This is a genomic window from Orlajensenia leifsoniae, from assembly GCF_004570845.1.
Taxonomy (GTDB): Bacteria; Actinomycetota; Actinomycetes; order Actinomycetales; family Microbacteriaceae; genus Orlajensenia; species Orlajensenia leifsoniae.
Window position 1 is genome coordinate 212,976 of the sequence record NZ_SPQZ01000006.1, and the last position, 12,240, is coordinate 225,215.

11 protein-coding genes and 1 pseudogene are annotated in these 12,240 nt (G+C 68.2%); 8 read left to right on the plus strand and 4 right to left on the minus strand.

Features of this window, described 5'->3' with window-relative positions:
• Positions 1–109: 109 nt before the first annotated feature.
• Positions 110–901 (plus strand): hypothetical protein, encoded by a 792-nt coding sequence (locus tag E4M00_RS15330; RefSeq protein WP_135121353.1) that lies wholly within the window; start codon positions 110–112, stop codon positions 899–901.
• 111 nt (positions 902–1,012) lie between these two features.
• Here E4M00_RS15330 and E4M00_RS15335 read toward each other — a convergent pair whose 3' ends face one another.
• Positions 1,013–1,654 (minus strand): TetR/AcrR family transcriptional regulator, encoded by a 642-nt coding sequence (locus tag E4M00_RS15335; RefSeq protein ID WP_135121354.1) that lies wholly within the window; start codon positions 1,652–1,654, stop codon positions 1,013–1,015.
• A 99-nt stretch (positions 1,655–1,753) separates the two neighbouring features.
• Between E4M00_RS15335 and E4M00_RS15340 the strand changes: the two genes are divergently transcribed.
• On the plus strand, positions 1,754–3,061 hold the full coding sequence (locus tag E4M00_RS15340) for a glycosyltransferase (protein WP_135121355.1): 1,308 nt from the start codon (positions 1,754–1,756) through the stop codon (positions 3,059–3,061).
• A 109-nt stretch (positions 3,062–3,170) separates the two neighbouring features.
• Here E4M00_RS15340 and E4M00_RS15345 read toward each other — a convergent pair whose 3' ends face one another.
• Positions 3,171–3,794: a TetR/AcrR family transcriptional regulator gene (locus tag E4M00_RS15345; protein ID WP_167756913.1), complete on the minus strand. Its 624-nt coding sequence runs from the start codon at positions 3,792–3,794 to the stop codon at positions 3,171–3,173.
• A 101-nt stretch (positions 3,795–3,895) separates the two neighbouring features.
• Here E4M00_RS15345 and E4M00_RS18000 point away from each other — a divergent pair, with 101 nt between their 5' ends.
• Complete coding sequence (locus E4M00_RS18000) at positions 3,896–5,227, plus strand: LGFP repeat-containing protein (protein ID WP_135121357.1); 1,332 nt, start codon at positions 3,896–3,898, stop codon at positions 5,225–5,227.
• A 166-nt stretch (positions 5,228–5,393) separates the two neighbouring features.
• On the opposite strand, the gene E4M00_RS15355 is transcribed toward E4M00_RS18000, so the two are convergent.
• The gene (locus tag E4M00_RS15355) at positions 5,394–5,990 is read right to left on the minus strand and encodes an alpha/beta fold hydrolase (RefSeq protein WP_135121358.1); all 597 of its coding nucleotides are present in this window, start codon (positions 5,988–5,990) and stop codon (positions 5,394–5,396) included.
• Positions 5,991–6,232: 242 nt separating this feature from the next.
• Here E4M00_RS15355 and E4M00_RS15360 point away from each other — a divergent pair, with 242 nt between their 5' ends.
• The 3 genes from E4M00_RS15360 (at position 6,233) to E4M00_RS15370 (ending at position 8,562) form a co-directional block, all read left to right on the plus strand.
• Positions 6,233–6,976 (plus strand): hemerythrin domain-containing protein, encoded by a 744-nt coding sequence (locus E4M00_RS15360; protein WP_135121359.1) that lies wholly within the window; start codon positions 6,233–6,235, stop codon positions 6,974–6,976.
• A 154-nt stretch (positions 6,977–7,130) separates the two neighbouring features.
• Entirely contained in the window at positions 7,131–7,871 is a 741-nt protein-coding gene (locus tag E4M00_RS15365; RefSeq protein ID WP_135121360.1) for a glucose 1-dehydrogenase, read from the plus strand.
• A 100-nt stretch (positions 7,872–7,971) separates the two neighbouring features.
• The gene (locus E4M00_RS15370; RefSeq protein WP_135121361.1) at positions 7,972–8,562 is read left to right on the plus strand and encodes a TetR/AcrR family transcriptional regulator; all 591 of its coding nucleotides are present in this window, start codon (positions 7,972–7,974) and stop codon (positions 8,560–8,562) included.
• Positions 8,563–8,585: 23 nt separating this feature from the next.
• On the opposite strand, the gene E4M00_RS15375 is transcribed toward E4M00_RS15370, so the two are convergent.
• Complete coding sequence (locus tag E4M00_RS15375) at positions 8,586–10,067, minus strand: amino acid permease (protein ID WP_135121362.1); 1,482 nt, start codon at positions 10,065–10,067, stop codon at positions 8,586–8,588.
• 352 nt (positions 10,068–10,419) lie between these two features.
• Here E4M00_RS15375 and E4M00_RS15380 point away from each other — a divergent pair, with 352 nt between their 5' ends.
• Entirely contained in the window at positions 10,420–11,310 is an 891-nt protein-coding gene (locus E4M00_RS15380; protein WP_135121363.1) for a Rieske (2Fe-2S) protein, read from the plus strand.
• Positions 11,311–11,787: 477 nt separating this feature from the next.
• Positions 11,788–12,240, plus strand: a pseudogene (locus E4M00_RS15390) (hypothetical protein); the annotation flags it as partial.

Below are 12,240 nucleotides of genomic sequence, written 5' to 3' on the forward strand. Positions count from 1 at the left end.
TCGTGCTCGCTTCGCTTCGCCGGCTGGCATCGCCGGATGATCGATTGGGTGATCCGTCACCGCTTCGGGGACTGGTGGCGGCGCGTGGGCGATTGGTAGGTTGCGGCTCGTGGGAGAAGGCAGGAGCGACTCGGAGCGCAGGCTTCGCAAATGGGCACGCGAGCTGCCCGAGCTCACGTTCGCATCCGACGACCTCGAGCAGCTACGCGATCAGCTCGGTTTCATTGATGCGTCCTGCGCCCGCTACGACGAGGGTTACCGTTCGGAATCGAAACGGCTCGCCCTCGCCGTTCGTGTGCTCGCGCGTGACAACGACCAGGGACGTGGCCTACTGAGCCGCCTCGGCATCACCGACTTGCTGCCATGGGCCGACGGGACCATCCCCGGCGGAGCGCGGACGGTGCGTCTAGCCAAGGAGGCTGGAACGGCGCCGGTCGGTTCCCTGCTCACGGTCATTCCGCATCTGACCGCACCGACGTGGCAACCAGCGTTCACGCAAGTGGCACTCGGGTCCCATCGTGTGGGCTTCACCTACTGGTGGAAGGTGCCTCGCATCTTCGATTCTCGAGGCACTGAAGCTTCGCGGTCGCAGATAGTCCTGTGGCTGGCACACCACGATGGAGGTGCTCACGTCGACGATCTGCCAGACGACTACGAGGCGATCGCGCGTGGCAGCAGCGTCGGGACCTACTTCAGTCGGGTCGGGGGTAGCGGGCGATCGGCCAGGGACGACTCCCCGATTCCGGCGGCGATGCGGCAAATTGCTGAGGAGGTCCGTTTCACCCTGCGCGGTGCCTTGGATGAGCGGATGCCGGCGGATGAGGCTGACTCACCGGGGCGACGTCGCTCGGGGATCATCGATGACGCACTTGCTTCCCTCGAGGTGCCGCGAACCGCTTGAGTGCGCGTGTTTCCGAACCAAGTTGGAGGGCGGGAGCGGGGTGAGAGGCGCCGGCTATATGAGCTTGAGCTGGCGTCCCTTCTCCTGAGCCAGGCGGCGGCTCACTTTCACTTACGCCGCTAACTGACTCTGCGCCGCGTCGGCGAGCCAGACTTCGTACCGCTCCATGGCCCACCCACCCTGCAGCACCAACTGCTGATGACTCTCGGGCGACCAGAGGAATGACAGTGTGGCGGCGGCTGCGTCTCTGTCTTGCGAGCCGGATGCGATCCCGCGCTCGATGAGCTGCTCGACGACCCCGCGGTAGTCCGCCCGACGCCGCGCCAGCAGGTCGTCCAGTGCTGCTGCGACGAGCGCGTCCGCGTTGGCTGCCGCCAGGAACTCGATCCAGAGCACGCTGGTGCGGGCGTTGGCTGCGGCGACGAAGGCGGCGGTGGCGGTGAGGAAGGCATCCGCGTCCGTGATCGCCAGGATCTCCTGGGCGGGATCGCTGTCGACGACGGGCGCGGGGCCCTCGGTGCCGGCGAAGGCCTGCTCGAAGGCTCCGAGGAGGAGTTCGCGCTTGGGGCCGTTGTTCTTCACGGTCTCGGGGGAGACGCCGGCGCGGGCGGCGATGTCGGCGAGCGAGGTGCCGCTGTAGCCGTTCTCGGTGAAGCAGGCGGCCGCGGCCTCGAGGATGCGCCGCCGGGTGGTCGCCGCCTGCTCGGTGCGCAGGGTCGAGACGTAGCTGCGGGTAGGGGCTTTCCCTGACATGTCGCCACTCCTATTGCTTAACCCATGAGGGTGGTGAATACTGCGTGAGGCGATTCAATCGTAACCCGCCTTCCACTCGACCCGAGGAATCTCGCAACCATGACATCTGTGCTCATCACGTCCACGCCCGTCCACGGGCACGTCACGCCCCTGCTCTCCGTCGCGGCCTCGCTCGTTGCCGCCGGCGATCGCGTGCGCTTCCTCACCGGTGCGCGCTACCGCGACGCCGTGGTCGCGACCGGCGCCGAGTTCCTGCCGCTGCCGGATGCCGCCGACTACGACGACAGCGACATGGACGCCGCGTTCCCGGGGCGACGTGGGCTGCGCGGGCCCGCGGGCATCCGTTACGACATGATCGAGATCTTCCTGAAGCCCGTGCCCGCGCAGCTCGCGGCCGTGCGCGACGCTCTTGCGGCTGAGAGGACGGATGCGATCCTCGCGGAGTCGATGTTCGCCGGCGCCGCGGTGCTCAGCGGGCTGCCGCGCTCGCGGCGTCCACTGCTGGTGAACCTCGGGATGATCCCGCTCGGTCTCAAGCACCCCGACGTCGCGCCGTTCGGCCTCGGCATCAAGCCTCTGCCCGGTGGGCTTGGCCGCCTGCGGAACGCCTTCCTGACCGCGACCGCCGAGAAGGGCGTGTTCGCGCCGGTGCAGCGCTACGCCAACGAGATCGCGCGGGCCGAGATCGGTCGCGAGCTGCCGCGCTTCTTCCTCGACTGGCCGAGCGGCGCCGACCTGGTCGTGCAGTTCACCGTGCCGGAGTTCGAGTATCCACGGGCGGGGCTGCCTGACACCGTGCACTTCGTGGGGCCGGTTTCGCGTTCGCGGGCGTCGACGGCTTCGCTGCCCGCTTGGTGGGGTGATGTACTCGCTGCTCAAGGTGTTCGCCCGGTGGTGCACGTGACGCAGGGGACTGTGGCGAACTCGGACTGGAACCTGGTCGAGCCGACGGTGCGGGCGCTCGCTGGTGTCGACGCTCTCGTCGTGGTGGCGACGGGTGGGCGTCCGGTCTCGTCGCTGCCCGACTCGCTTCCGTCGAATGTGCGGGCGGCGTCGTTCCTGCCCTACGACCAGCTGCTGCCGCTGACCGATCTCATGGTGACGAACGGCGGATACGGCGGCGTGCACTACGCGCTCGAGCACGGCGTTCCACTCGTGGTCGCCGGGATGACCGAGGACAAGACCGAGGTTTCGGCGCGGGTCGATTGGGCTGGGGTGGGCGTGAACCTGAGGACGGATACCCCGTCGGCCGCGAAGGTCGAGGCTGCGGTGAAGCGGGTGCTCGGGGATGACCGTTACCGTTCGCGGGCTGCGGAGATCGGCGAGGCGATCCGGCACTCGCCGGGGCCGGATGCCGTGCACGGGATCATCGCGGAGGCGCTGGCGAAGAAGCGGCAGGTTGCCTGAGTCCGATGTTCGCAGTGCCATGACGCTATGCCGTGCTTCCACCCATCCGGATGCGCTCGCGCATCGGGATGCACGCGCGCTTCGCCCGCTCAGGGGTTCCCAGCCAGTGTCACAGGCTCGTGGACACGCCGGCGAGCCTGAGCCAAGTCGTGACGAGCCACTGGCTGTACGTGGCTCGATCCCATTGAAGGCTGCGGGTGATGAGGAGTCGAGACTCGGCCGCCGAGAGCACCATCCCTGTCTCGGCGAGCCACTCGACGTCGGATTCCGGAGGAAGCAGCGCATCAGCCGCGGCCTGCCGCCAGAACGCCTGAAGGAACTCGACCGTGTCGTTCCTCCATTTCCTGGCGGACTCCTGCACATCGGGCTCGGCCATCTCGACCTCGCCGTTGACAGCCATCAGTGGAGCCAGGCGTTCGTTCATCTCGCCCACGCCCTCGGCGAAAGCGACGACGCGCTCACGCAGAGTGGGGGCAGTGAAGGCGATCACGCTCCAGGGACGTTCCGTGAGCGGAATCGCTTCGGCGTCGCCGACGACGCTGAACTCGATGACCCGTTGGAACAGTCGCACCTTGGTGCCGAATCGCAGGTAGATCGTGCGTTCAGCCACGTCAGCGCGCATCGCGACATCGGTGATCGACGTCTTCGAGTAGCCGTGTCGAACGAACAGTTCGGCCGCGGCCAGAATGATCGCATCTTCAGTGCGGCGCCGTCTCCGGCTCTGCCTGTCCACGTCCAACGGGGCTCCCCTCTTGTGCGCTCCGGGAATTCGGGTGCACAATACACGCAGTAATGCAGTAACACTGCACCATTGGAGCGCAAGGGAGTGGCGACATGCCGAAGAAGTTCGAACCGATCACGCTGCCGGATGGGCTGAACAACCTCGGGCCTGTCCTGAAACCGGCGACGAGTATCCCGATCGTGGACAAGATCCGCCAAGTCGATCACGACAAGATCATCATCGATGCCCCCGTGATCTCGTCCGTGATGCTCGAGCCCCGGGTGAGGGACGCATTCGATTCATTCGCGGCGTCGCATCCGGCGGCGGGTGCGCCTGAAGGCGACATACAGACGCTGAAGGGCGGCGGAGCCCGCCGTCGATATGCCAACGCGACCGCCTACCTCGGCCCGGGCTCGCAGACAGCCTTCGAGGTGCATGGCGCGATCCGTGACCGGTTCGATGCACTGGGCGGCCACAGTTTCGGCTACCCGGTGACGGATGAGCTGGTCGCACCGGACGGTGTCGGGCGTTTCAACCACTTCAGCCCGGATGGCGCCGGATCCGGCAGCGCTTCGATCTACTGGACTCCCGCGACCGGAGCGAACGAAGTGTACGGCGCAATCCGCGAGGCTTGGGCCTCGCAGGGTTGGGAGCGCGGGCGACTCGGCTATCCCCGCACAGGAGAGGCGGCAGAGGGTGCTGGCCGCATCTCGCGGTTCGAACGCGGCCATGTGAACTGGAGCGCCGAGGGAGGAGTGCGAACCTGGACGATGCCGGCTCGCCTACTGATGCGACTGCGATACATCCACGAGCACGAGTCCACGGATGACACCCTGCAGGGGGCGCGAGATGAGATCGCCATCAGCGCGGTCGGCCTCGACTCGAGCACAGTGCACGTCGACACGGCGGGGACCGTCGTTGCCAGGGAGATCACGGGGAACCGGATCACTGACTTCGTCGCACAGCGTGAGGTGACGAAGTCGCAGCCGTTCGCGCTCCTGGGCTTCGATCTTGCCGGGCCGGCCTCGTGGCCGCGCACCTTCACGGCGACGATCCTCATCGTCGAGAAGGACAATCAGGACCTCGCTGACACTTTCGCCAAGCTGGAAGCCGCGGTCGGGGACGACGCGAAGAAGGCCGCGGTGAATGCTGCGTCCAGTCTGGTCGGCGCCGGGGTGGGAGCGCTCGCGGGCTCGGTCGTGCCGGGCATCGGAACGGCAGTGGGTGCTGCGGTGGGTGCCGCAGTCGGCGCGCTCTACGACACCGTGATCAAGGCGATCCAGGAGGGTCTTAGCAATGAGGTCTTCCGACCGCTGCCAGTGACGCTCACCGTGGATGCTCCTGAAAACCTCGAGATCGGAAGCGGCTTCACTCTTCAGCGAGAACTCGACGTTCGCGAGCACGGCGCTCACTACGTGATCTTCTACGACTGGTGGACTGAGTGACGGGCGGGTAGTGCAGGGCCTTCTGCGTAGCGTGCCTCGCGGATGCCTACCGCGGCCCATCGACGAAGTCCTCTTTGATGGACGCCAGTCGTGCCAGAGCGGCGCGTCGGGCTTCGGCGTCGGCGACGCGTCCCTGACGCAGGTCGCTGACGAATCCGCGATCGGATCACATCGCCCGGAAGAGTTCGCGCGACGTCGTCCTGTCGGCGGCAGACAACTGCGACCACGACTCGGCGATCGGCGGGCGCGAGAGGGGAGCGAGCATCCGTCGAAGCCCGGAATCCGAGCGGGCCATGCGGTGTACCAGGCCCCAGACCGCACCCTGCACGACAGGCAAGAAGGCCAGTCGTCCGCCGATGGTCGTGGCGCGGGTGACGGGAAAGGGCAGCGCGGAAGCTGCGCAGCTGTGCAGCACGAGTCGACGGATGCCGAGACCCGAGTCTCTGACGGTGTGAACGGCCTGCAGCCCGCCGAATGACACCCCGACCGCCGCACCGAATACCGCCAGGCCGAGGTGCTCGCACACCTCGCGCGCCAGCGGAATGAATTCCGCCGAGGTGAGCGCGCCGACCCGCTTGGCTCCGCACCCCGGGCCTGAGATGGCTATGGCCTCGTGGCCCGCCTCGGCATAGAGGCTCTGCCCGTGATCGACGGCGGCCGAGCACTGTCCGCCGGGGAGGATGAGCACGGGCGGGCGCGGGCCGAGTGCGTGCACGATCTCGACGGGTCCGGCGGTCGTCGAGACGATGCGAGTGGCTGGCATGTGCCCAATCTGGACCTGTGGGGTCGTGATCGCAGACGAGCTGGGAACGGCGTTCTGCTCCGCAGCCATCACCACCATCTGCTGCACCGGGACGGATGACCGGTGGACCAATGGGCCGCAGAGTTCAGCCGCCATCGAGGTCTGCGGCTTGCGCTCGGTGCGGCATCCGGAGTTTTCTTACAGGTACGGATGCCGCCACCTCGGCCTCCGCGCTTCACCCTCCAACCCGAATGGAGTTCTTCATGTCTGCAACGATGCTTCCGCCCAGCGGTGACGTGCCCGAACGGCCCGGCGGCGCGGCCGGGAAACACGCCGCCGTGCCGGCCGCATCCGTCACCTGCGATGCCTCGGGGATGGAGGAGATCCACCGGATGTTCCGCGCCGGCTTCGGCGAGGGGCCCGATCTGGTGGCAGCCGTGTCCCCCGGCGATGTCGCGCATGCCGGGGTGGTTGCCGACCACCTGACGCTGCTGTCGACCGGCCTGCACGCACATCACGAAGGCGAGGACGCGGCCCTCTGGAGCAAGCTCGAGGAGCGCGCGCCGGCGTGCGCGGCGCATGTGGCGCGCATGAAGTCGCAGCACGCCGAGATGCTCATCTACCTCGAGGCGCTCGATGAGGCGCTGCCCGCCTGGCGATCGAGTGCGTCGATGACGGATGCCGCCCCCGTGCGCGGAGCCCTCGACGGCGTGAACGCGGCGCTCGCCGTGCACCTCGGCGACGAGGAGGCGAACATCGTGCCGGTGATGGAGACCACGCTCACCCAGGAGGAGGTGGACTGGTTCGGCGAGCACGGGCGCAGGGCGACGCCGAAGGGGGCGATGTTCCTGCAGCTCGGCGCGATCCTCGCGGCTCAACCCGACGGCGGTGACGAGTGGCAGCACAAGCACCTGCCGGCGCCGGTGCGCGTCATCTGGAGGGTGGTGGGCAAACGGAAGTACCTGGCGAATCGGGCCGCGCTCGAGGGGAGTGCGGCGCGACGGTAGCTGCGGCATCCGTGCCCAAGCCCTGCAAGGGAGCTGAGCATCCGGTCGATGGTGTAATCGACAGGTGTAGATTAGTTGTGACGGGACCGACGAAGCGCCCCGCCGACCCGGTGTCGGATGACGGCCGGGTCCTCACGACAGAAAGGTCAGCACCATGGCACGCGTCAGCGGCAAGATCGCCCTCATCAGCGGCGGAGCACGAGGCATGGGAGCCTCGCACGCCCGACTGCTCGTCGACGAGGGAGCGAAGGTCGTCATCGGCGACATCCTCGACGACGCGGGCCAGGCGCTCGCGGCCGAGCTCGGCGACTCGGTGCGCTACGTGCACCTCGACGTCACCGACTACGCCCAGTGGGAGAACGCGGTGAAGACCGCCGTCGACACCTTCGGCGGACTCGACATCGTCGTGAACAACGCGGGCATCGCCAACTTCAGCCCCATCGAGGACTACTCGATCGAGGCGTGGAACACCATCATCTCGATCAACCTCACGGGCGTCTTCTACGGCATCAAGGCCGCGATCCCCGCGCTCAAGAACTCGAAGGGCGGATCGATCATCAACGTGTCGTCGACGGCCGGGCTGCAGGGCTACGAGGCCCTTCCCGGCTACAACGCCTCGAAGTTCGGCGTGCGCGGCCTCACCAAGAACGCCGCCCTCGACCTCGGTCGTTACAACATCCGCGTGAACTCGGTGCACCCGGGTGCCATCCGCACGCCCATGACCGAGGGTCTCGACACCTCGCAGAGCCACGTCGCCCTGCACCGCGTCGGCGAGCCGATCGAGCTGTCGAATCTCGTGCTCTTCCTGGCGAGCGACGAGTCGAGCTTCTCCACCGGATCCGAGTTCGTGGCCGACGGTGGCGAGACGGCCGGGCTCGCGCACTACGAGTCCTGATCGGGGAACGGATGCCGCAGGCTGCGGCGGGCGCGGGCATCGTGGTGTCGCATCGGGCGCCCGTCGTGGTCGCGGCATCCGTCGCCCATAGGGTGATGCCATGAGTGAAGATCCGCGTCAGCGTCGCACCCGGGAGTCTCTCGGGGCGGCGCTGGCGCGTCTGCTTGAGTCGACGCCGCTCGACGACATCACGGTCGCCGAGCTGTGCCGAGAGGCCGGAGTGCACCGCACCACCTTCTATGCGCATGCCGACAACGTGCACGACTTCGCGCTCGCCGAGTTCAGCCGCGGCATCGACCGGCTGACCGCCGTGGCGGTGGAGCCCGACTCGGAGTCCGTGGGCAGTGTTGCCGCGCGCTACGTCGAATCGCTGCGTCAGGTCTTCGAGCACGTCGCCGAGGACCGCGCGGGCTATCGGGCGCTGTTCGGATCGAGCACGCGCGGCGTCTTCCGGGGGGTGCTCGACGAACGGATGCGGGCACGCGCGCACCGCGCCCTCGAGGTGTGGGCGGAGCAGGGCGTTGCGGGGGCGCCGACCGATGCGGCGGAGCAGGACGAGGCGGCGGCCTTCATCGCTGGCGCGCTCGTCGGGGTGATCGAGAACTGGGCTCGCAGTGACGATGATGACGCTGGTGCTGCGGCGGCTCGGGTGTCGAAGCTGATGCCGGGGTGGTGGCCCGAGGGGCGGTAGCGAGACGGCGTGTTCGCCGCGCATCAGCCCTTTTCGCCAGCGCCGGGGGCGGCATCCGGAGCAGCGGCATCCGGAGCACCCGCATCCGCAGGCCGCGTCGCGTGCTCCCCGCGGCGCAACCGCGAGTGCCGGATCGAGTACGCGAAGTAGATGATGAGGCCGGCCACGAGCCAGCCGACGAAGCGCACCCAGGTCTCCCACGGGAGCTGCGCGATCAGGTAGGCGCAGAGCAGGATGCCGATGAGCGGCACCACCGGTGAGCCGGGCACGCGGAACGGCCGCTTCATGTCGGGGCGGGTGCGGCGCAGGATGATGACGCCGAGGTTCACCAGCACGAAGGCGAACAGGGTGCCGATGTTGACGAGCTTCACGATCTCGTCGAGGGGCACGAGCGCGGCGAGGACGGCGATGAGCGTGCCGAATCCGAGAGTGAGGCGAGCCGGAGTTCCGAAGCGCGGGTTCACCTTCGCGAGGCGGCGGGGAAGCAATCCGTCGCGGCACATGGCGAAGAAGATGCGCGTCTGGCCGTACAGGAGCACGAGGATGACGCTGGTGATGGCGATGAGAGCGCCCGCCGCCAGCAGCCCGCCCGCCCACGGGATGCCGGCGCCCTCGTCGAGCGCCGTGGCGAGCGGGGCGTCGCTGCCCGACAGGGTGTCGACCGAGGCCACGCCGACGGCGGCGATGGCGACCAGCACGTAGAGCACGGTGGAGATGAGGAGAGATCCGATGACGGCGATGGGCAGGTCGCGTCCGGGGTTCCTTGATTCCTCCGATGCGGTGGTCACCGCGTCGAAGCCGATGTAGGCGAAGAAGATCACGCCGGCCGCGGAGGCTATGCCGGCGAACCCCTCGGGGGCGAAGGGCTCGAAGTGATCGGCCTGGAACGCGGTGAACGCCACCACGATGAAGAACACCAGGATGAGGATCTTGATGCCGACCATGACGGCGTTGGCGCGCGCGCTCTCGCGGGTGCCGAGGGTGAGCAGGATGCTGATCAGCATCACGATGAAGACGGCCGGGAGGTTGATCACGCCGCCGTCGGACGGCGAGGCCGTGAGGGCTGTGGGCAGCTCGATGCCGAACACCGACTCGAGGAACGCGTTGAGGTTGCCGCCCCAGCCGACGGCGACGGCCGCGACCGCGACGCCGTACTCGAGGATCAGGTCCCAGCCGATGATGAAGGCGACGAATTCGCCGAGCGTCGCATAGGAGAAGGTGTACGCGCTGCCCGACACGGGCACGCTCGACGAGAGCTCGGCGTAGGAGAGAGCCGAGAACCCGCAGGTGATCGCGGCGAGGATGAAAGCGAGGAACAGGCTGGGCCCCGCCAGCTTCGCCCCCTCGCCGATGACCACGAAGATGCCGGTGCCGATGATGGCGCCGACGCCCAGTGCCGTGAGCCCGACCGGTCCGATGCTGCGCCGGAGCCTCTCGTCGCCGTACTCGGTCTCATCGATCAGGTCGCTCACGGAGCGAGTGACGAACAGGTCCTTGACGCGCATGGGGTTCCTCTCGGTGAGGTCTCGGTGAGGTCGATGCTCTGGTGGTCGCTGGTGGTGTCGCTGTCCGTCGCGTCTCGTCGTGAGCCGGGGCGCCGCTGATCCGTGCGAATACTCTGGCACCAACGGATGCCCCCGAACAGGGGTGGTGCGGGATTTCTTCGGGGAGTAGGTTCGCCGCCGCTTGGCCCGTGGGCGGACGGGCGAGCGGATGCCGCGGCTCGGCGCGCTTCGACCGCGGCTTCGCCGGGGATCAGTGGGCGCCGAGCGCCGGGCGGGTCGAAGCGCCCACGCCCCCGATCGGCGCCCCGTCAAGCCCCTCACGGCATCCGTTCGCGAGGCCTATCGTCACAGCATGCTCAGCGCCAGCGCCAACCGGATCGTCACGAAGATCTTCACCCCGGTGGAGAACACGACCGCGCTCGATCCGCTCATCTCCGGTCTGCAGAAGGCGGTGCGCGCGATCGTGCCGCCGGGGGAGGTGCGCGATGTGCTGCACGGTGTTCCGGCGGGGCATCCGGTGCATCCGGTTCTGGTGCAGATTCCGCTGGGAACGTGGACATCCGCCGCCCTCCTCGATCTGATGCCCGGAACGGAGAACGCGAGCAGACGGCTCATCGGGGTCGGCGTGCTCGCGGCGGCGCCCGCGGCACTGACCGGAGCGACCGACTGGTCGGAGCTGCACGAGCAGCAGATGCGCACGGGTGTCGTGCACTGGGCGGCCAACCTCGTGGCGGTCTCGCTCTACGCGGCGTCGTACGTGCAACGCCGGCGTGGTCGCGACGCCAGCGGCAAGGTGCTCTCCTACCTCGGACTCGCCGTCGCCTCGGCCGGGGGATTCATCGGCGGCCACCTCGCCTACCACCAAGCCGCCGGCGTCAATCATGCCGAGGAGGTTCCGCACGTCATCCCGACCGGATGGAACGCCATCGGCTCGCTCGACGACTTCCCCCAGGGTCGCGTGACGAGGAGCGCAGTGGGCGACGTGCCGATCCTCGTCTTCCGCGACGGCGAACGCCTCTCGGCGCTCTCGGATCGCTGCAGTCACCTCTCGGGTCCGCTGAGTGACGGCGATTTGGTGACGGATGCCGATGGCTCAGCCTGCATCGAGTGCCCGTGGCACGGCAGCACGTTCGCGCTCGCCGACGGCAGCGTGCGTCGGGGGCCGGCGACCGCGCCGCAGCCGACGCTGCAGGTGCGGCAGGCCGGTGGGCGCGTCGAGGTGAGGATGCCGAACGCGGGGTGACGGTGCCGAACGAGGGCTGAGGGTGCCGAACGCGGGCTGACGGGGTGATGTAGGGCTCGCCGTGCATCGGTTCGCACCGGGCGGGGTGGCGAGCCCGATCAGGCCCGTACCAGTCCCGCTCGCTGAGGTCCGTACTGGTCCCGTTCGCTGAGGCCCGGACGGAGTCCGCGGCCGAAGTGCCTCGAGCGGCGATGCTGCACAGTGCGTCGAGCTGTCGCGTTGCTCGGCACGCTGCGAGCGCTGGCCACGCGACTGCTTCGCTGTCCGCTTCGCCGCCCGTTCGGACACGAACCTTGTTCTTTGCCGTTGCCGTCGCCGTTGCCGTTGCCGTTGCCCTTGGGCGGGGCGGCAACGCACCCCGGCGGTTCCGGCTTCCTTTCTTACTCGTATGTTAGTGCCCATAAATCGCCCCACTGAGTTATCCACATTCGAACAATAAGTCGAGGAAATGTCAGTGGGTCGCGCGAGAATCAAGGCATGAAGAACCACTTCCGGCTCCTGCGCGACAGCCTTCTGGCGCTGCGCACCGCGTGGAAGGGTGCCCTGCCGGCGGTGCTGATTCCGGGGTCGGATGCCGCTGCGGCGGTGCGGTCGATGAGCGATGCCGGGCTCGTTAGGGTGGTTGATGCGTTGTCGGCTGTGGCGCGTGCGGTGGGATCGTTGCAGGTGCTCGTCGCCGGCGAGGTCGCGCGGCGATCCCGGCCGGAACTCGGTGCCGAGGGGTTGGCAAAGGCACAGGGATTCTCCTCGCCGGCAGCGTTGCTGGCGGCCAGTGCGGGTGCATCCGTCGGAGAAACGACGGCTCTGATCACTGTGGGGGAAGCGACCGCAGGGCGGGAGTCGTTCACGGGCGAGCGGATGCCGTCCAAGCACCCGTTCGTGGAAGCCGCCCTGGCGGCCGGGGCGATCAGTGTGGCTGCGGCGGCGATG